Below are 18,790 nucleotides of genomic sequence, written 5' to 3' on the forward strand. Positions count from 1 at the left end.
GTCGGCATGTCAGATCGAACGAGCGTGGCCACGACACCCCTGAGCGCATTCCGCACCGGGGTGATCTGCCTGGCGTTGCTGTTGGAAGGGATGAGCTCGTCGAGCATCAACGTGCAGATCCACGCCATGGCGACGGACCTGGGGCTGCGGGGAGCCTCGGTGCCGATCGTGGTGGGGGCGTTCCTCCTGGCATATGCCGGATGCCTCCCGGTGGCCGGACGCATCACGGACGTCTGGAGCCGCCGGGAGGTGTTCCGGCTCGGGGTCGTCCTGTTCGGTGTGGGCTGCATCCTCTGCGCCCTCGCCCCGGGGGCGGTCCTGCTGGTGGCCGGCCGGCTCGTCCAGGGTGCGGGGGCCGCGCTGAGCGCCCCGGCCGCGCTCGCGCTGATCACCGCGGGCCTCGGCGAGGGGACCGCTCGCAACCGCGCGGTGGCGATCTACGGCGCGATGGGCGCGGCCGGGTTCTCGCTCGGGCTGGTGCTGCCCGGATTCGTGGTGGCGCAGGTCGGATGGCGGTGGAGCTTCGTGCTGCTCGTACCGATCGTGGTCGCGGTGCTGGCCGTGACGGCCCGCCTGGCCACGAACGCGCCGGCGGGCGGCCGGGTGGACGTGCCCGGCGCGGTCGGGCTGACCGCGATCCTCATGCTCACCATGCACGCGCTCGGCGGCATCGGGAGCACGGACGGCGCGGTCCTCGCGATCGAGTTCGGCCTGGCCGCGGTGGTCCTCGCGTGGCTGATCCGACGCGGCGGGGTGGGTGACTACCCGACGGCGGTGCTCGCCTCGCGCAGGATCCGCGCCGCCTGCCTTGGGCTGGCCGGGGTGTATGCGGCGGTGTTGTCCTCGATGCTCGCGCTGAGCCTCGGGCTGCAGGGCCAGGGCAGCGATCTGGACGCGTTCGCGCTCGGCCTGCTGATCCTGCCGCAGCCCGTCGCGTTCACCCTGACCGCGGGTCTCGGGTCCCGGCTCGTGTCCCGGTTCGGACCGGCGCGGGTGCTGGGCGCCGGCGCAGCGGCGCTCGCCGCGAGCCTGGGGTACCTGGCGGTGGTCGGTGTGCAGCCGCCGTGGGTGGCGACCATGCTGCCCGCGATGGCCGGCATCGGGGTGGCGCTCGGGCTGGCGTTCCCGGCCGCGTCCATCGCGGTGGTCGACGCCGCGGCGGAGACGGACCGGGGCACCGCCTCGAGCCTGCTCACCACGGCGCAGAACGTGGGCGGTGCGCTCGGGGTCGCGGCGCTGACCGCGCTGGCGCTGCTGCCGAGTACGGACGGTGCGGGCGATGGTGACGCGGTGGTGGTGCGGGGTGGACCGGACGTCGGAGCTGCCCTGGTCGCCGGGATCGCGATGCTGGGGGTGGCGGTCGCCCTGGCCGCGGCGACCCTCGGCCGGTCCCGGTGGGCGGCGCGGGTGCGCCGGCGGGGTGCGCACGTGTCGGGCCGTCGTCGGGCCGCGGCGCCGCGGCCAGCGAGCGTGGAGGTGATCGGCACGCGGGTCGCACGGGTGGACGCGGCGGGCGAGTGGGTCGCCGCCACGGAGGAGACCAGCACGGGGGCGCCGAGCGCAGCGGTCACGGACGAGCTGCTCGCCCGTGATCGGGCCGAGCGTGAGCGCGCGGCCCGGCGCCTGTTCGCGAGCCAACATGCCTCGAGGCCGAGCGTGCGGGCCGGCGGCCGACGATGAGGACGATCGTCACGGACCTGGACGGCACCATCGCGTTCGGCGGGTGCCGCCCGGTCCGGGCGATTCGCTCCGCGCTGTTCGCTCTCGCGGCCGCGCCGGACACCCGGGTGGTGCTGGCCACCTCCCGCACCCCGCGGTGCATCGGAGACTGGTTCGGCCCCCGGGCGCACCGGTTCGACCTCGTCTGCTGCAACGGTGCGCTCGTCGTGGCCCGGTCCGGCGCGGCGGTGACCCGGACCGCGATCCCGGCCACCGCCGTCGGGCACATCGTGGCGGCGCTGGGCGCCGCCGGCGCCGCCTACTGCCTGGAGTACGGGCACGAGTTCGTCGCCACCGACCACGACTCGCTGCCCTGGTGGGGCACCCGGCACCGCCGGGTGCTGGCCCCCGGGCGGGTGCCGGACCTGGCCGGCGTGGTCAAGGTGACAGTGGCCCGCACGCAGGGCTGGGCGCGGACGTTCGGCGCGCTCGAGGGCGTGGACGTCTTTCCCCACGAGACCGGGGACCTGGACGTCGTGGCCGGCGGTGTGGACAAGGCGGCCGCGCTCGCCGGCCTGCTCGGCGGCACCAGCACGGCCGTGCTGGCATTCGGCAACGATCGCAACGACCTGGCCCTGCTGCGGGCCGCGGACCGGGCCGTCGTGGTCGGTGCCGGACTCGTTGAGCTGGACGGGCTGCCCGCCGTGCGCCGCGTGGCCGCGAGCCCGGACGCGGTGCTCGCCGCACTGCGAGCCGGGGCCCGTCAGATCGTCGACGTCGTCCCGGCCGGCCCGGCGACGACGTCCGCCGTCACGGCACCGCCGGTTGCCCCCATCGCCGCGGTCAGCGCCGCGAGCCGCGCGGCGGCCAGGTCCGGGTAGCGCCCCACCCGCTCGTAGGCCGCGTACTGCTGCACCGCACGGGCGTAGTGACGGGCCGCCGCACGCAGGTCGCCGAGCGCCTCGTAGGTGCGGCCGAGGTGCCGGTGCCCATCGGCGTGCTCCGGGAGCGCACGGGCCCGGGCGGCCAGCGCGAGGGCCTCCTGGTGACGCGCGAGGGCGGTGCCGTGATCACCGCGGCGGGCATCCACCATGCCGCGGACGTTGATCATCCGCGGCACCAGCCCCGTCTCCCGGATCTGGTGGGCGAGCCGGAGCCCCTCGTCGACGAGCGCCTCGGCGCGGTCGAGGTCGTTGTCCTCACCGGCGAGGAGCCCCTGCCAGCACAACGCCGCCGGCTCGCTGCGCCGCAGCTGGCGTTCGCGGACCAGGGTGGACAACTCGTCGGCGTAGCGGCGGGCGGCGGTCAGGTCAAGCCATTCGACGGCGTACGAGGCGAGCCGGTCGAGGATCATGGCCCGCTCGTCGTCGTCGCGTTCGGCCCGGGCGATCACGAGCGCCTCCTGCATGAGGCGCTGCCCCTCGGCGATCCGGCCGAGCCCGATGATCGTGGCGCCGAGCTCGCAGAGGGCGCGCGAACGGTTCAGGGTGTGCCCGGACTCGACGAAGAGCGCCAGCGCCTCGCGGAAGAGCTCCTCGGCCCGGGTGCGGTGCCCGAGCTCGTACTGGTAGCAGCCGAGGTTGAACACCGCGACGGACTCCCGCTCCCGGTTCCCGGCTGCGCGCAGCGACTCACGCGCCTTCTCGGTCCGCCGGATGGCACCGTCGCGCTCGCCCAGATTGCTCAGGACGGCGGCGAGCGACACCTCCATGGCGGGCACGTCCTCGGCGTCCTCGGCCTCGGACTCAACGGACTGGGTGAGCAGGTCCGCGCACTCGTCGAGGTAGCCCTGGGCGTACAGCAGCGGGATCGTGGCCTGGGCGAGCGGGATCAGCCCTCCGACCCCGGCGGCCCGGGCCGCGAACGCCACCTGGACCAGGTCCGTGCGCCGCTGCTCTGGCCAGTTCGCGGCCAGGCTCGCGGACTCGAACGGCGAGCGGACGCCGTCGGTGTATTCGGCCCGGTGTGGCGCCCGGGGCGGATCCCAGGTGTCGTGGGCGAGGAAGGCCGTGGTGGTGAGGTGCCGCACCAGGCGGGCCAGGGCGTCCTGTCGCTGCACCGTGCCGAGGCCGTGCTCGGCCAGTTCGCGGGTGTAGGCCGCGAGCACGTCGTGCTGGGTGAAGGCGCCGGTCTCGGTCGGCTCCACGAGGTGCATCCGGACCAGGGTGTCCATGCCGCGCCGGGCGGCGGCGAGGTCGATGTCCGCCAGCGCGGCCAGGTCGGCGGTCTCCAGGCTCGTGCCCGGGAACACGCCCAGGTACTGCAGCAGCGACCGGTCCGGCTCGGTCAGGTTCTCGTAGGACCAGCTCAGCACCGAGCGGATCCCGGCGTCGGGATCTCCGGCGGCGTCGAGGAGGTCAAGGCGGGTGCGGTGGTCGTCGAGCTCCGCGAGCAGGTCCGCCGTCGGCTGGGTTCCGGTGCCGATCCGCTCGACGAGCAGGCGCAGCGTCAGCGGCAGGTAGCCGCACCGCTTCGCCAGCGCGGGCAGGAACTCCTGGTCCTGCGTGTGCGCGGCGAGCAGTGCGACGGCGTCGGCCTCGGTGAGCCCGCCGAGGTCGACCCGTGGCACGCCGTCGCGCCCGACCAGACCGGGCAGCGCATGGCGGCTGGTTACGAGCAGGACCGACGTGCCACCGCCGGGCAGCAACGGGCGCACCTGATCGGGTTCGCCGGCGTTGTCCGCGACCAGCAGCAGCCGGCGCTCGGCGGTCAGCGAGCGCAGCACGGCGGACCTGCCGTCGAGATCGCTCGGGATCAGGTCGCTGTTCACGCCGAGGGCGAGCAACCAGGACGCGATCACCCCGCTCGCCGTGAGCGGCGGTCTGGCGCTGAACCCGCTCAGGTCGGCGTACAGCCGGCCGTCCGGGTACTCCTCGAGGTGCTCGTGCGCCCACTGCAGCGCGAGGGAGGTCTTGCCGGCGCCCGCCGGTCCCGCGATCAGCGCGGCCCCCGCGCCGGAGCGGACGGCGCGCTCGAGCACCGCCAGGTCGGCCCGCCGGCCGACGAATCCGGCGACGGCGGGGAGGAGCTGGTTCGGACGCTGCCGGACCGTTGTCGGTGCGGCGGCCTCGCCGGAGAGCACGAGGGCGTGCACCCCGCGCAGCTCCGGCCCGGGTTCCACGCCAAGTTCGTCGGCGAGTGCACGATGGGTGCGGCGGTAGTGCTCGAGCGCGTCGGCCTGTCGGCCGGCGCGGTACAGGCCGGTCATGAGCAGCCCCTGGAGTCGTTCGCGGAGCGGGTGCCGGGCCGCCAGCGCGGCGAGGTCGCTGAGAACCGCGGCGTGGTTGTGGTGGCCGAGTTCCACCGTGTACCTGACCTCGAGGAGCTCCAGGTCGAGCTCGGTCAGCCGCCACGCCTCGGCATGCACCGCGTCGCCGTCGAGGCCCTCGTACGCCGCGCCTCGCCAGAGTTCCTGTGCCGCGGCCGCGAGCGGGAGCATCTGGGTGTGATCGAGCCCGGGTGCGAGGGCGCGGCTGCGGAGCGACTCGAACCGGGTCGCGTCGAACTCGTCGGCGTCGGCGCGCAGGACGTACCCGTCGGGGCCGTGGCTGAGCCGGTCGGGGTCGTCGAGCACCTTGCGCAGGCGGTGCAGGTGGACCTGGAGGCGGCCGGGGCCGCCCTCGGGCTCGCCCGGCCAGGCTGCCTCGGCGAGCACGCCGGGGGTGACGGGCCGGTTGACGTGGGCGAGCAGGTGCGCGAGCAGGGTGCGCTGAAGCCGACCCGACGGTGTCACGTCCGTGTCGCCGTCGAGGACCTGCAGCGGGCCCAATACCCCAAAACGCATGCCGCGCGATTCACCCCCGGTTGGTGCGCCCCAGCGCGTGTCCGCTCGATCATGCTCCTGCGCGGCCGGGAAAGGAAGGGCGATTACGCTGCAGCGAGCGTGCTCGAACCGCGCTGCTCCGTCACCGCCGACCCGCCGCCCGACCCACCAGGAGTCATCCGCATGACCGTCGATCCGCGTCCGTCCGCCGCACACCGTGCCGTTGCCCTCCCGCATCCGGCCGAGCCGGTCGCCGTGTTCGTCCAGGACCTGCCCGGCGGCGCACTGACGGCCGCCCGCCCGGCCGGACCGGGACGCTGGGCCGCCGGCGGGATCGAGGTCGCGGTCACGGCCGACGGCGGCGCCGCCCGGGTGAGCATCGACTCGGCCACCACCGTGTCCCGGGTTGCGGTGCGCTGGAGGCACACCCTCGCCGAGGATGCGCTGATCCTCGGGGACGCCTGGGAGCGCGGCTACGGCGACCTGCAGTGGCGGCACCACCAGAGCGAGCGACTGCTGCCCTGGTACTGGCTCGCGCACACCCCGGGCGACGGCGTCACCACCGGCTTCGGCGTGGACGTCGCCGCCGGCGCGTTCTGCTCCTGGTCGATGGACGAGGCCGGGTTCACGCTCTGGCTGGACGCCCGCAGCGGCGGCGGGCCGACGACCCTCGCCGGCCGCACCCTCGAGGCGGCGACGGTACGCAGGTTCGGTGGGCCGGACGCCGTCGGCACCGGCGACGCCAGCAAGGACACCAGCACGGCCACCACCGGCTCGCCGTGGCGGGCCGCCCACCTCGCCGTGGCCACGATGGCGAGCCCACTGACCCGGGCGACCTCCGCCGTCGGGCCGGTTGTCGGTGCGAACAACTGGTACTACGCCTACGGCACCGACTTCGACGAGGCGGCCGTGCTGACCGACGCCCGCACCGTCGTCGAGCTCGCGGACGGGCACCCGGTCCGGCCGTTCAGCGTCATCGACGCCGGCTGGAGCCCGGGTGGGGTGGCGCCGGGCGGCCCGTGGCACGCCGGGTTGCCGGGCGTCTTCGACGACATGGCGGCGACGGCAGCCAGGATCACGGAGATCGGCGCGCGCCCGGGTCTGTGGACCCGGCCGCTGCTCGAGCGCGGAACCGAGCCGGTGCACACCGTGCTCGGGCCAGGTGGCCCGGGGGAGTGGGCCCTCGACCCGTCGGCGCCGGACGTGCTGGCCGGCATCGAGGAGGACTTCGCGCGGTACCGCGAGTGGGGCTACGAGCTCGTCAAGCACGACTTCTCGACCTATGACACGTTCGGCCGGTTCGGACCGGCCATGGGCGCGAGCCTGACCGACCCGGGCCGCCGCCTCGCCGACCCGACACGCACCACGGCGGAGGTGCTGGTGGCCTTCTACCGCCGGATCCGCGAGGCGGCCGGTGACATGGTGGTGATCGGCTGCAACACCGTCGGGCACCTGGCGGCCGGGCTGGAGGACGTGCACCGCACCGGGGACGACACGTCCGGTCACGACTGGGAGCGGACCCGGCGGATGGGCGTGAACACCCTGGCGTTCCGGATGCCGCAGCACGGGCGGTTCTTCACGGCCGACGCGGACTGCGTACCGTCCACGGCGCGCACGCCGTGGGAGCACAACCGGGTGTTCCTGGACCTGATCGCCCGGTCCGGAACCGCACTGTTCTGCTCCATCGACCCGGCGACGCGGACCGACGCGGTGGACGCCGACCTGCGCGCGGCACTACGCCTCGCCCTCGACGGCGGCGAGAGCGGCGGCATCGAGCCGCTGGACTGGCTGAGCACCACGACCCCGCGGCGCTGGCGCACCGCCGACGGGGACCTCGAGGTGGACTGGACCTCGCCCTGGGGGGTGGAGCCCGGCGCCTGCTGACCCGCTCGGGCTGCTGCGTCAGATCCCGATCGTGAGCGTCGAGACGTAGCCACCCGAGGCGTCCCCGCTGACCGTGGCCAGCTGGGTGATCCCGCCGTCCTCGCCGAACACGTTGTCGCTGGTGAGGCTGGTCCCGGAGAGGTTGCGGATGCTGCCGGGGTAGTCGGCCTGGCTGTACACGGCCTCGCAGACCTCCTGCGGAAGGGCGATCTGGGAGGTCTTCAGGATCCGGCCGTTGCTGGTCGCGTTCGCCAGGGACTCGTAGACCTCGAAGTGGATGTGTGGCCACCGGCCGGAGTAGCAGCCGGGAAAGATCGAGGTGAACGTGACGGTGCCGTCCGCCGCCGTCTCCTGGACGCCGCGCAGGTAGTTCTCGTTCTCGACACCGCTGGAGTACAGGGAGTAGTTCCCCTCGGCGTCGCAGTGCCACGCGTAGATGGCCAGGCCCGGCATGACCAGCCCGGTCGCGGCATCCCGGACGGTCAGTGAGAACGTCAGCGGAACCCCCTGCGCCGTGGTCGTGGAGGCGCCGAAGCTTGACCGGATGTCCGAACGCACGATGCCGGAGTCGTCCAGCACGTTCACCCCGTTCGAGCCGTCCGCCGGATAGGGGCCCTGCGTCTCGTCGGGAACCTCCGTGACCGATACCGCGTCCGCGGTGCTCGGGTCGGTGGTCGGGTCCGACGAGCCCGACGGCGTGGCCGACGTGGGCGCCGACGTCGGGCCGGTCCCGGTCGCGCCGCTCGTGCAGGCCGCGAGCAGTCCGACCCCCGCCGCGCCGAACAACCCGAGTGCGGTGCGCCGGTCGAACAGGGTCCCGAGGTCGTAGACGAGGCCGCGGTCCTCCTCGTCGAGGACGTTGCCGTCCGCGTCGAGCCACTCCTCCTGCTCGGTGGTGCTCGCCTCGTCCGCCCCCGGTCGCGTTCCCGGATCCGCCGCCGGCTGACCCTCCACCCGGATCGCCGTCGGGCCCGAGCCCGGTCGTCTCGAGCGGGTGGTCCGCCGCAGGGGACCAAGGATCGTGCTTCGCCGCCTGTTGAACATGTTCGCTCGCCTTCTCGTGATCGGTGCGCCGGCGCGCCCTACGGTGAGTGTGGGGACGCCGGCTGGCCCGGTCCTGGGCGGATCTTGAGAGGTCGCTGAGGGCGGCGTGAGCGAGCCGACGAGGTTTCGGGCCCGGCGATCGCGGCGGCGCCGGCCTGGTTCCGCTGGCGCAAGATGCGGGTGGCGTGGGGTTCGATCGATATTTCGGGTCAGTGGAGTCGTAGGGGTGCCGGCCCGAGCGATCGCGTATCAACCGGGCCCGGCCGCGCCTCTTCCTGCTACCCGGCCCCCACCACCGGATCCCCCGACTCCCCGAGAGGACCGACGTCGATGAGTGACGCCTCCTTCGCCTTCCTCGTCCACCCGCGCACCCGCCTGGCCCCGGACCTTGGCCTGATCTGGGCGCCGCTGGCCCGCGTGCCGGAGCGCTACTACGACCTGGCACTGCGCCGGCTGCCGCTTCGGCCGTTCACGATGGCCGGGGTCCAGATCGACGACCGGCGGGTCGGCCGCATCGTGATGGTGCCCTACGGCGCGCGGCATCTGCTCGAGGCGCCCGTGGAGGGACGCGCCCGGGTGCACCGGGCCGTCGACGTGGCCGCCCGCACCGGGGCCGAGATGGTGGGTCTCGGGGCGCTCACCGCGACCGTGACCCGCGGCGGCTCGAGCCTGTCCGGGTGCACCGACGTCGGCGTCACCAACGGCAACGCCTTCACGGCCGCCATCGTGGACACCCAGGCCCGCCAACTCCTGGACGGCCGAGCCGGTGCACCCGGCCGGCGCGTGGCCGTCGTCGGGGCGAGCGGCAGCGTCGGCGGCGCGGTCAGCGAGCTCCTCGCCGCGGACGCCGCGGTCGACCACCTCAGCCTCATCGCCCGGTCCCGTCCCCGGCTGGAGGCGCTCGCGGACCGGATCGGCCCCCGGGTGCCGACCACGATCGGCACGGACCTGACCGGCCTGGCCGACGCGGACCTGATCATCCTGCTCACGGCCTCCGCCGATGCCCTGGTGCGGCCGGAGCACCTGGCCCCGGGCGCCGTCGTCCTGGATGCGACGCAACCACGCAACACCGCACCCGACCTGCTCGTCGCCCGCCCGGACGTGACCATCGTCGACGGCGGGATCGTGAGCATCCCGAGCCTGCGCCTGACCGGCGGGGACATCGGGCTGCCGAACGGCCGGGCCTACGCCTGCTTCGCCGAGACCGCGCTGCTGTCCCTGACCGGCCACACCGGGCACTTCTGCCTCGGCGTGCCGACGCTCGAGCAGGTCGCCCACACCCGGGCCCTCGCCGCGGACCTGGCCCACCTCGGCTTCACCCCCGCCGCACCCACCTCCTTCGGCAGACCCCTGGCCGAGACCACGACGTTGGTGGCGGCATGAACGCCCGGGTGGTGCTGCTCGGCGGCGGCTACGTGACCCTGTTCGCCTACCGCGCACTGATGCGCCGCCTCGGTCGCCAGATCCGCAGCGGCCGGGTCGAGATCGTCGTGATCAGCCCCGACGACGCACACAGCTTCCACGGCTTCACCGGCGAGGTGATCGCGGGGATCCTGCCGTACGAGCGCACCCGGACGCCGTTGGCGGAGGTCATGCCGCACGCCCGGATCCTGCCCGCGCGAGCCGTGCGCATCGACCGTCGGCAGCGCCTCGTCGAGATCGAACGCGTCGACGACGGCGTCCGTTCCGATCTCTCCTACACGGCGCTCGTGGTGGGTACCGGTGGGCGCGAGCCCGTTGGCCGGGTTCCGGGGATGGCCCACCACGGGCGCACGCTGCGCGGCCCGGGGGACATCCTGGCCCTCTCCGACCGGGTCGCGACGGCCGTCGACGCAACGGCCGGCAGCGTGGATCGTCGGATCCTCGTGGTCGGCGGCGGCCTGGCCGGCGTGGAGCTCGCCGCGGCCGCGGCCGACCGTGGCGCCGGCGACCTGCAGGTCACCCTGGTCCACTCCGGGCCACGCCTGCTGCCCGAGCTCGACGACCAGCCCCGGCTGCGCGCCCGCGCCCGCGCCGAGCTGATCCGGCTCGGGGTCGCGGTGCGCACCGGGGTGCGGGTGGCCGCCGTGGACGACGGCGGGGCACGCCTGGCCGACGGGACCTACCTGCGCGCGGGGACCGTCATCGCCACGGTCGGGCAGTCGCCGGTCGCGATCGGGGGCCTCGAGGAGTTCGGCGACGAGCGCGGGCGACTCGCCACCGGGCCGGACCTGTCCGTGACCACCGGGATCTGGGCGGCGGGGGATGCCGCACGGGTGGTCCGTCCGGGCACCCGCGAGCCGGTCCCGGCGAACGCACTCTGGGCGATCAAGGCGGGTGCGCACGCGGGCGCGAACGTGGCCGCGAGCCTGCACACCGACCTCGGGCTGCCCGGGTACGCGGGCCGGGTCCGGCGGCCGTTCACCTATCGCGGGCTCGGCCGCGCCGCGTCCTTCGGGCTCGGCCGCTCGATCAGCGAGCTCTACGGGATCCCGTTCACCGGTGCCCTGGCGTGGGTGCTGCGGATGGTGTTCTTCATGCGCTTCATGCCGTCCCGACGGCGGGCGCTCGCCGTCGTGGGCGACCTCGTCTCCGTCCGTGGCCGGGTGCGCGGCGGGCGCGGCGTGCAGCAGGTCGTGCCGACGGCCGGGGGCGGGTCCTCGGTCAGTCGGTCCGGGGTGCCGCAGGTCGTGCCGGCGGCGGCCGGGGCCGGGGCCTCGGTCAGTCGGTCCGGCTCGCGGCCGGAGCCGGCGCCCTCTCGCCTGCCGGTGCGGCAGGCGTAGCGCGTCCACTGAGCACCCTCGCCAGGCCCACCACCACGAGCCCCGCGACCGGGACCACGAGCAGGCCGACGCGCAGGCTGGTCGCATCGGCCACCAGGCCGACCAGGGGCGGCGAGAGGAGGAACCCGAGTCGCATCAGCCAGGACACGACGGTCAGCCCCGTGCCGTGGCGCAGACCGGGAAGTTCATCCGCCTCGTGCATGGCCGCCGGGACGAGCGTCGCGACGCCGAATCCGGCGGCGGCGAACCCGGCGATCGTGCCGGGCACGGTGGGGAATGCCAGCGCGGCACCCATCCCGAGCGCGGCGATCAGGCCACCCGTCCGGGCAACGGCTCGCTGCCCGAACCGGTCCACGAAGGAGTCCCCGAGCAGCCGTCCCACGAATTGCGCGCCGACGAGCGCGATGTAGCCGGTCGCGGCCAGCGCGGCGGGTGCGCCGAGGTCATCGGACAGGTAGAGCGTGGCCCACGAGTTGCCGGCATCCTCTACGACCGCACCGGCGGTCGCCACCAGCACCAGGGCGACCAGCACCCACACGGTGTGCGGGCTCACCCGCGTCGGTCGCGGCGCCGGGGGCGACACCCCACCCGAGGCGCCCGCCGCACCGTCGGCGTCGACGGCCGGCGCGACCAGCTGCGTGGTGCCGGGCTGCGTGGTGCCGTCGGCCGCCACGGTGGCGTGCTCGTCGTCGCGTCCCGGGAGACAGAACCGCAGCGCCACCAGGGACACCGTCCCGAACAGCACCGCCGAGACACTCAGGTGCACCCCCAGCGGCAGCCCCAGGGCGATCGCGGCAGCGGCCATCGAACCCCCGAGGACCGCGCCGATCGACCACACCGCATGGAAGGAGTTGATGATCGAGCGCCCGTAGCGGCGCTGCACCCGCAGCCCGTGGGCGTTCTGCGCGACGTCCGTGATCGCGTCCATCGCTCCACCGAGGAACAGCGCGAGGGCGAACAGCCCCACCGACGGTGAGAGACCGGCGGTGAGCACGCCGATGGCGGTGAGGATCGTGCCGGCCACCGCGACGCGTCCCGAGCCGAACCGGCGGATCAGGGTCGCGGCCGCCAGACCGGCGGCGACGGCCCCGGCCGGGAAGGCCGCGATCACCAGGCCGTAGGTGGCGTTCTCGAGCCCGAGCGCGGCCTTGATCTCCGGGTAGCGCGGCAGCAGGTTCGCGAACAGCGCACCGTTGGTCAGGAACAGGGCGGCAACCGCGCCGCGGGCACGGCGGTCGACCGGCGCGGGGAGGGTTCGGACAGAGGCACTCATATGTACGATCGTACATATCGCGGGATAGGATCGTGACATGAGCTCGGACGGCCACTTCGCGGGCGACCCCCGCACGAACCGGGAGCGGATGCTCGCCGGTGACCTCTACATCGCTGACGACCCGGAGAACGCACGGCTGGCGCAGCGCGCGGTCCGGCTCCAGGAGGCGTATCGCCGGGCCTGCGCCGAGGATGAGGAGTCCGCGCGGGCGATCCTCACCGAACTGCTCGGGACGCTCGGAGAGGCGGCGTTCGTCAAGGCGCCGCTGTTCGTCGACTACGGCGAGAACCTGCACATCGGCGCCCGCACGTTCGTCAACTACAACCTGGTTGCGCTCGACGTGGCGACCATCACGATCGGCGCCGACTGCCAGATCGGCCCGAACGTCCAGCTGCTCACGCCGACCCACCCGGTGGAGCCCGGTCCACGGCGGGACAAGCTCGAGGCGGCGCGACCGATCACGATCGGGGACAACGTCTGGCTCGGCGGCGGCGTCATCGTGTGCCCGGGCGTGAGCATCGGGGACGACTCGGTGATCGGCGCCGGCGCGGTGGTGACGAGGGACATCGGCGCGGGTGTGGTCGCAGTCGGCAACCCCGCCCGCGTGGTCCGGAGCGTGTGAGACCCATGTCCGGTGCGCTGGGGAGCTCGAGCAGGCCGGCGCCTCGGCGGGTCCGCAGGTTCGACCCGGACCGGCGGGAGCGAATCGTCGGGGCCTGCCTCGATGTCATCGCCGAGCATGGCGTGGCGGGCACGAGTCACCGGCGGGTGGCGGCGGCGGCGGACGTCCCGCTCGGCTCGATGACCTACCACTTCACCGGCATGGACGGCCTACTGCACGAGGCCTTCGGCGCCTTCACCGCCGAGGTGATCGCCACGTTCGAGCGGCGGATGGCGCAGGCCGGCGACGCAGAGGCGGCGCGAGCAGCCCTCGTCACCCTGATCAGCGACGACCTGCTCAGCACCCACCGGGACCTGGTCCTGACGCACGAGCTGTACACGCTCGCCGCTCGTGAGGAGTCCTATCGCGCGCTCACGAACGCCTGGATGAACGCCAGCCGAGCCGCGCTGGAACGCCACTTCGACCCGACCACCGCACGGATCGTGGACGCCCTCATCGAGGGGCTGACCATCCACCGTGCCCTCGACACGCAGCCGCAGGACCGGGCGGTCGTCGCCTCGGCCATCGCGCGGGTCTGCGCCGGGTCCGCGTAGACGGTCAGCGCTGCGACAGATCGATCCGGTGGCCGTCGGCTCAGGTGCGGGCGACGATCAGGTAGGTCAGGTAGGCCACGTACGCGGCGACGAAGATCGCGCCCTCGATCCGGTTGATCTTGCGCCCGGACACGAACACCGGGATGCACGCGATGGCCACGCCGAACATCAGGACCAGATCGACCCGGAGCACCTCGGCGGGTACCGCGATCGCGGCCGGGGAGGCGATCATGGTCGCACCGAGGATGAACACGATGTTGTACACGCTCGAGCCGAGCAGGTTGCCGAGCGCGATGTCCCGGTCACCCTTGATCGTGGAGACGATCGTGGTGACCAGTTCCGGGGCCGAGGTGCCGATCGCGATGATGGTCAGGCCGATGACCGCCTCGGACACACCGAGGTCGGTGGCGATCTCGACGGCGCCGCCGACGAGCAGGTCCGAGCCGAACACGATGATCGCGATACCGCCAACGAGCAGGAGCAGGTCGATGAGGCCACGCCGGCCGGTGCGTGCGCGTTCGGGGACCTCGTACTCCTCCTCGTAGGTGTGCTTGATCGCCGGGGTCTCGCGCTTCGCGGTGCGCACGATGAGCAGCGTGTAGGCAAGCCCCGCGCCGAGCAGGAGGACGCCCTCCCAGAGCGACAGGACGCCGTCGAGCGCCAGCAGCACGAGCAGGACGGACGCGACCAGCATGGCCGGCAGGTCCATCCGGATCGTCCGGGTCTCCAACGGGATCGGCCGGATCAGCGCGCTCAGCCCGAGGATCAGCAGCAGGTTGACGATGTTCGTGCCGACGATGTTGCCGATGGCGAGCCCGGCGCTGCCGGAGGTGGCCGCCTGGAGGCCGATCGCCAGCTCGGGCATCGAGGTGCCGAGCGAGACGACCGTGAGGCCGACGACGATCGGAGAGATGCCCAGGCGGGCGGCGAGGTTCGACCCGCCGCGGACGAGGAGCTCGGCGCCGCCGATCAGCGCAAGGAGTCCGAGGAGGATGGCTATCGGGGCGGGCATCGCCAGTCACAGTACCGAGCCCGAGGCAGTGGCGGGCTCGCATTCACGCGATCGTCAGGGGCGTGGGATGTTCCGCAGGTTCGACCGGGCCATGGACATCACCTCGGCGCCGCCACCGCCGAGGACGGCCTTGGTCATCGCCGTCGCGAAGCCCTTGATCTGCTTGCCGGTGATGCTCGGCGGGATGGACAGCGCGTTCGGGTCCGTGACGATGTCGATCAGCGCCGGGCCGGATCGCTCGAATCCGCCGGTCAGGGCCTTGCGCAGGTCCTTGGGGTGCTCGACCCGGACGGCCGGGATCCCGATCGCCGTCGCGATGGCCGCGTAGTCCACGGTGGGGGAGTCGGTGAACGCGGACGGGAGTCCCTCGACGAGCATCTCCAGCTTCACCATGCCGAGGCTCGCGTTGTTGAACACGACGACCTTCACCGGCAGGTCGTAGTGCCGGATGGTGATCAGGTCCCCGAGCAGCATGGACAGGCCGCCGTCGCCGCACATCGCGACCACCTCGCGGCCGGGCTCGGCGAACGCCGCCCCGATCGCGTGGGGCATCGCGTTGGCCATCGAGCCGTGCAGGAACGAACCGATCACCCGGCGGCGGCCGTTCGGGGTCAGGTAGCGCGCCGCCCACACGTTGCACATGCCGGTGTCGACGGTGAACACGGTGTCCTCGCCGGCGGTCTCGTCCAGCTGCACGGCGGCGTACTCGGGGTGGATCGGGGTGGTCCGTTCCACCTTCTTCGTGTACGCGCTCACCACCTTGTCCATGAGGGTCTCCTGCTTCTTGAGCATGGAGTTCAGGAACCGGCGGTTCGACTTGCGTCGCACCAGCGGGGCGAGCGCGAGCATCGTCTCGCGGACGTCGCCGACCACGCTCAGGTCGAGCCGGGTCCGACGGCCCAGGTGCGTCGGGTCGATGTCGATCTGGGCGGTGCGCACGTCGTCGGGCAGGAACTGGTCGTAGGGGAAGTCGGTGCCGACGAGGACCAGCAGGTCGGCGGAGTTCATCGCCTCGAAGCAGGCGCCGTAGCCGAGCAGGCCGGACATGCCGACGTCGAACGGGTTGTCGTACTGGATGACCTCCTTGCCGCGCAGCGAGTGCCCGATCGGGGCCGCGGCCGCATCCGCCAGCGCGATCACCTCGTCGTGGGCGTCCCGGGCGCCCGCGCCGACGAAGAACGTCACCTTCTTCGCGGTGTTGATGGCGTCGGCAAGCTCGGCGACGTCCTCATCGCGCGGTACGACCCGTGGGCGGTTGCTCGTCACGCACACCGTCGGAGCCGTGTCGGAGACCTCCTCGTCCGCGACGTCGCCGGGCAGGGTCAGAACGGCGACGCCGGGCGCGCCGAGTGCGTGCGCGATCGCGGTGTTCGCGACCCGGGGCATCTGCGAGGCGCTGGAGATCATCTCGGAGTACACCGAGCACTCGGTGAAGAGCCGGTCCGGGTGGGTCTCCTGGAAGAACTGCGTACCGATCTGGTTGGTCGGGATGTGCGAGGCGATGGCGATGACCGGCACCCGGGACCTGTTCGCGTCGTAGAGGCCGTTGATCAGGTGCAGGTTGCCAGGGCCGCAGGAGCCCGCGCACGCCGTGAGCTCCCCGGTCACGGTCGCTTCCGCGGCTGCGGCGAACGCGGCCACCTCCTCGTGTCGCACGGAGACCCAGTCGATCCCGGCGGTGCGCCGGACTGCGTCGACCACCGGGTTCAGGCTGTCCCCGACGATCCCGTAGATCCGTTTCACCCCAGCCGACACGAGTTGGTTCACGAGCTGTTCGGCGACGGTCACGGCCATGGGATGTTTCCCTCCGAGCGGTGGGGGTGGACCTCGTCCATTCTCCCGGGATCCGCCGCCGGCGCCACCCGCGGAAGGGGACGTCGCTCGGCCCGGAGGTTGGTCCCGGAACGCTACCTGGGTGCTCCGGCGTCGCTCTCGCCGCGGCCGGCCAGCTCCTCGAGCGCGTCCGCGAGCTCGGCCACCGGGCGCCGACCGTCCAGCTCCACGCTCGCGCCGGCGCGCAGCAGCGGTTCCACGGTCTCCGTGTAGTGGGCGATCTCGGCCCGTTGCTCCGGGGTGGCGCCGTAGGGGTTCTCGGTCCGGCGCTGGACCCGCTCGAGCATCACCTCGAGCGGGGCGCTGAGCAGGACCACGTGGTCGAACCGGTCGTAGAAGCGGCCCTGGTTCTCGACCGTGCCGGACAGGAACAGGTCCTGATGCTCGTCCAGCAGCGCCGTGACGCGCGGCTCGTCCCAGGTGGCGTCCGGGAGCACCCAACCGCCCTCGTCGGTCTCGACCGTGAGGTGCCCGCGACGGCGCAACTCGGCCAGGACGGTCGTCTTGCCGGTTCCGGACATGCCCGTGAGGAGGATGCGAGCCATGGGTGCATTGTGGCGTGCTCCACGTCCGGGACGAACCCCGTCCCGCTCGGGATGCACGTCGCGCGCCGGCTGCGCCCGGACGGCGAGCCGGGTTGCCCGAGGTGTGGACCCGGGGTCCAAGATGTGACCCATGAGGATCGACGCCCATCACCACGTGTGGGATCTGGCCGTGCACCCGCAGGACTGGATCGGGCCGGAGCTGGCACCGGTCATCGGCCGCGACTTCGACGTGGACCAGTGGTTGGCCGCCGCCGAACCCACCGGGGTGACCCACGCCGTCATCGTGCAGACCGTGCCGCAGGACGCCGAGACGCCGTACCTGCTCGACCTCGCCGCGCGGCACGAGCACGTGCTCGGCGTGGTCGGCTGGGTGCCGTTCGGCGCCCCGGACCTCACGGAGCGACTCGACGCGCTGGCCGACCATCCGGCATCGGACCTGCTCGTCGGGCTGCGGGACCTGAGCGAGCAGCGCGTGGACCCGGCCTGGCTGGCCGGACCGGAGGCGGCGCGGACCTTCGCGGCCGCCGGCGAGCGTGACCTGACCATCGATCTGCTCGTGCGTGGCGAGCACCTGGCTGCTGCGGCCGAGGCGGTCCGGGCGCATCCGGACACCTCGTTCGTGGTCGACCACCTCGCCAAGCCGGACCTGGACCGGACCACGCCGGGGGAGTGGGCAGCCGTGATCGCACCCCTGGCCTCGGCGCCGAACGTCGCGCTGAAGTTCTCCGGCTACGCCACCCAGACGGGCGATCTGGGTGCAGCCGACCTGACCCTGGCCGGCTATCTCAACGCGGCCCTCGAGGCGTTCGGTCCGCGTCGGATCATGTTCGGCAGCGACTGGCCGGTCTGCCTGATCGGCGGCTCCTACGCCCAGGTGGTCGCTGCGGCCGAGGCTGCGCTGGAGGTTGTCGATGCCGACGACGCCCTGCTGGGGGAGTTCTTCACCGGCGCGGCGACCCGATGGTACGGACTGGACCCGTTGGAGGCCGCCTGAGCGCAGGGTCGGGGAACCCACGCGGCGCGCCACGCGTTGAGCAGGGGGAGACATCTCCCAGCCCGGAAGGATTCATCATGGGCCTGCTCGACCGGATCCTCGGCCGCGAGCCGAACGACTACGACCCCTATCGCGCCAACTCCCAGCCCGGACGCCAGGCCTACGGGCAGCACCCGCAGGCCGCGTACGGCCAGCCTGCCCCGGCCGGCCAGAACCACGCCCGACGGAGCCCCGATCAGGTGGCGATCGACCGGTACCGGTACCTCGTGAGCACCGCGCCGCCCGACGCCGTGGAACAGGCCCACGCCGAGGCGTTCTCCCGGCTCACGCCGGAGCAGCGACGGCAGGTGCTCGATGACCTTGGTGCCGTCGTCCCGCCCGCGGAACGGGCGCCGTCGGACTCTCCGCAGGATCTCGCGCGGATGGCGACCCGCGCCGAGGTGCGCGAGCCGGGCACCCTTGAACGCACCTTCGGCGGCCAGCGCGGCGGCCCCGGTTTCGGCGCCATGATGGGCTCCAGCCTGCTCGGCACGATCGCCGGTGTGGTGATCGGCTCGGCCGTCGCGAACGCCCTGTTCGGCCCGGCATTCGCCGACCCGACCCAGGAAGTGCCGCAGGACGCGGCCGCCGATGGCGGTGCCGACGCGGGTGCCGACGGCGGCGCTGACGCGGGTGCTGACGGTGGCGGCAGTGATGCTGCGGCCGACGCGGGCGGTAGTGACGCGGGTGGTCTGGGTGACTTCGGTGGTGGCTTCGAGGACTTCGGCGGTTTCGGCGACTTCTGACTTCGGCGACTTCTGAGCCGG

General features: G+C 73.3%; 15 protein-coding genes. 9 read left to right on the forward strand and 6 right to left on the reverse strand.

The window, feature by feature from the left end; genetic code table 11:
• Nucleotides 1-6: 6 nt before the first annotated feature.
• Complete coding sequence (locus GKS42_RS03745) at nucleotides 7-1,680, forward strand: MFS transporter (protein WP_154792628.1); 1,674 nt, start codon at nucleotides 7-9, stop codon at nucleotides 1,678-1,680.
• Nucleotides 1,677-2,540 carry an HAD family hydrolase gene (locus tag GKS42_RS03750; RefSeq protein ID WP_154792629.1) on the forward strand — a complete coding sequence of 288 codons (864 nt, stop codon included), beginning with the start codon at nucleotides 1,677-1,679 and terminating at the stop codon, nucleotides 2,538-2,540. Before GKS42_RS03745 ends, GKS42_RS03750 begins: the two co-directional genes overlap by 4 nt.
• Here the strand turns inward: GKS42_RS03750 and GKS42_RS03755 are convergent.
• Nucleotides 2,423-5,443: an AfsR/SARP family transcriptional regulator gene (locus GKS42_RS03755; protein WP_168217746.1), complete on the reverse strand. Its 3,021-nt coding sequence runs from the start codon at nucleotides 5,441-5,443 to the stop codon at nucleotides 2,423-2,425. The two genes, GKS42_RS03750 and GKS42_RS03755, sit on opposite strands and share 118 nt — an antisense overlap.
• 162 nt (nucleotides 5,444-5,605) lie before the next feature.
• On the opposite strand from GKS42_RS03755, the gene GKS42_RS03760 reads away from it, so the two are divergent.
• Nucleotides 5,606-7,306 (forward strand): alpha-amylase family protein, encoded by a 1,701-nt coding sequence (locus GKS42_RS03760; protein WP_154792631.1) that lies wholly within the window; start codon nucleotides 5,606-5,608, stop codon nucleotides 7,304-7,306.
• 18 nt (nucleotides 7,307-7,324) lie between these two features.
• Here the strand turns inward: GKS42_RS03760 and GKS42_RS03765 are convergent, their stop codons facing one another.
• Nucleotides 7,325-8,350, reverse strand: coding sequence for an intradiol ring-cleavage dioxygenase (locus GKS42_RS03765; protein ID WP_232847910.1), 1,026 nt, complete (start codon nucleotides 8,348-8,350; stop codon nucleotides 7,325-7,327).
• Nucleotides 8,351-8,680: 330 nt separating this feature from the next.
• On the opposite strand from GKS42_RS03765, the gene GKS42_RS03770 reads away from it, so the two are divergent.
• Together GKS42_RS03770 and GKS42_RS03775 are read left to right on the forward strand one after the other, a co-directional pair.
• The gene (locus GKS42_RS03770) at nucleotides 8,681-9,733 is read left to right on the forward strand and encodes a semialdehyde dehydrogenase (RefSeq protein ID WP_154792632.1); all 1,053 of its coding nucleotides are present in this window, start codon (nucleotides 8,681-8,683) and stop codon (nucleotides 9,731-9,733) included.
• Nucleotides 9,730-11,112: an NAD(P)/FAD-dependent oxidoreductase gene (locus GKS42_RS03775; protein ID WP_154792633.1), complete on the forward strand. Its 1,383-nt coding sequence runs from the start codon at nucleotides 9,730-9,732 to the stop codon at nucleotides 11,110-11,112. The genes GKS42_RS03770 and GKS42_RS03775 overlap by 4 nt, the downstream gene beginning before the upstream one ends.
• On the opposite strand, the gene GKS42_RS03780 is transcribed toward GKS42_RS03775, so the two are convergent.
• Nucleotides 11,051-12,385, reverse strand: a complete 1,335-nt coding sequence (locus tag GKS42_RS03780; protein WP_154792634.1) for an MFS transporter — start codon at nucleotides 12,383-12,385, stop codon at nucleotides 11,051-11,053. The genes GKS42_RS03775 and GKS42_RS03780 overlap by 62 nt on opposite strands.
• A 37-nt stretch (nucleotides 12,386-12,422) precedes the next feature.
• Here GKS42_RS03780 and GKS42_RS03785 point away from each other — a divergent pair, with 37 nt between their 5' ends.
• Nucleotides 12,423-13,007 (forward strand): sugar O-acetyltransferase, encoded by a 585-nt coding sequence (locus tag GKS42_RS03785; protein ID WP_154792635.1) that lies wholly within the window; start codon nucleotides 12,423-12,425, stop codon nucleotides 13,005-13,007.
• 5 nt (nucleotides 13,008-13,012) lie between these two features.
• Nucleotides 13,013-13,600, forward strand: a complete 588-nt coding sequence (locus GKS42_RS03790; RefSeq protein WP_154792636.1) for a TetR/AcrR family transcriptional regulator — start codon at nucleotides 13,013-13,015, stop codon at nucleotides 13,598-13,600.
• Between the two features lie 40 nt (nucleotides 13,601-13,640).
• Here the strand turns inward: GKS42_RS03790 and GKS42_RS03795 are convergent, their stop codons facing one another.
• From GKS42_RS03795 to GKS42_RS03805, 3 genes are all read right to left on the reverse strand, one after another.
• Nucleotides 13,641-14,612 carry a calcium/sodium antiporter gene (locus GKS42_RS03795; protein WP_154792637.1) on the reverse strand — a complete coding sequence of 324 codons (972 nt, stop codon included), beginning with the start codon at nucleotides 14,610-14,612 and terminating at the stop codon, nucleotides 13,641-13,643.
• Between the two features lie 54 nt (nucleotides 14,613-14,666).
• A complete protein-coding gene (locus GKS42_RS03800) occupies nucleotides 14,667-16,406 on the reverse strand; it encodes a pyruvate dehydrogenase (protein ID WP_154792638.1) in 1,740 nt (579 codons plus the stop codon).
• Nucleotides 16,407-16,519: 113 nt separating this feature from the next.
• Nucleotides 16,520-16,990 (reverse strand): AAA family ATPase, encoded by a 471-nt coding sequence (locus tag GKS42_RS03805; protein ID WP_154792639.1) that lies wholly within the window; start codon nucleotides 16,988-16,990, stop codon nucleotides 16,520-16,522.
• 130 nt (nucleotides 16,991-17,120) lie between these two features.
• On the opposite strand from GKS42_RS03805, the gene GKS42_RS03810 reads away from it, so the two are divergent.
• Both GKS42_RS03810 and GKS42_RS03815 read left to right on the forward strand, forming a co-directional pair.
• Entirely contained in the window at nucleotides 17,121-17,984 is an 864-nt protein-coding gene (locus tag GKS42_RS03810; RefSeq protein ID WP_154792640.1) for an amidohydrolase family protein, read from the forward strand.
• 77 nt (nucleotides 17,985-18,061) lie between these two features.
• Nucleotides 18,062-18,769: a hypothetical protein gene (locus GKS42_RS03815; protein ID WP_154792641.1), complete on the forward strand. Its 708-nt coding sequence runs from the start codon at nucleotides 18,062-18,064 to the stop codon at nucleotides 18,767-18,769.
• Nucleotides 18,770-18,790 lie beyond the last annotated feature (21 nt).

This window comes from Occultella kanbiaonis (assembly GCF_009708215.1).
In the GTDB taxonomy this organism is placed as follows: Bacteria; Actinomycetota; Actinomycetes; order Actinomycetales; family Beutenbergiaceae; genus Occultella; species Occultella kanbiaonis.